Origin of the sequence: Nguyenibacter vanlangensis, from assembly GCF_013376155.1 — a bacterium.
In the GTDB taxonomy this organism is placed as follows: Bacteria; Pseudomonadota; Alphaproteobacteria; order Acetobacterales; family Acetobacteraceae; genus Gluconacetobacter; species Gluconacetobacter vanlangensis.
The window spans coordinates 1-552 of the sequence record NZ_JABXXP010001248.1 but is presented as its reverse complement, the minus strand read 5'-3'; the positions used below and the strand labels follow the sequence as shown (position 1 = coordinate 552).

Here is a 552-nt window from a genome sequence, read left to right as displayed (position 1 = left end):
ATCGCCCGCGTGGCGCGCGCCATGGGGTTTGCCGAGGGGTTCGACTTCGCCTCGGCCGCCGACGTGTTCGCCGAGGCCAGCGGGTTCGCCAATCCGGCCACCGGCTACGACATTTCAGGCATCAGCCATGCGCGGCTGCGCGCGGGGCCGGTGCAATGGCCCTGCCCGCCCGGCGACCAGGCCGCGCGGCATCCGATCCGCTATGTGCCGCGGACGGGCGGGCTGCCGGTCTTTCCGATGCCGGACGGGCGGGCGGTGTTCCACCCCCGGCCCCATATGCCGTCGGGCGACTGGCCGGATGCGGATTTTCCGTTCGTGCTCAATAGCGGCCGGTTGCAACATCAATGGCACACGCTGACCAAGACCGGGCGGGTCGAGGGGCTGAATCGGCTGAATCCCGGGCCGTTCATCGAAATCGCGCCCACGGACGCGGCGCGGCTGGAGATTGCCGAGGGCGACCAGGTGGAAATCCGCTCGCGCCGGGGGCGGGCCGTGCTGCCCGCCCGGCTGTCGGACCGGGTGGCGCCCGGCACCTGCTTCGCTCCATTCCAC

At 71.7% G+C, this 552-nt stretch carries 1 protein-coding gene; it reads left to right on the top strand.

Going from position 1 to position 552, the window contains the following annotated elements; genetic code table 11:
* Positions 1-552: molybdopterin oxidoreductase family protein (locus tag HUK84_RS22410; RefSeq protein WP_281362899.1), on the top strand; the 552-nt coding region annotated here is incomplete at both ends.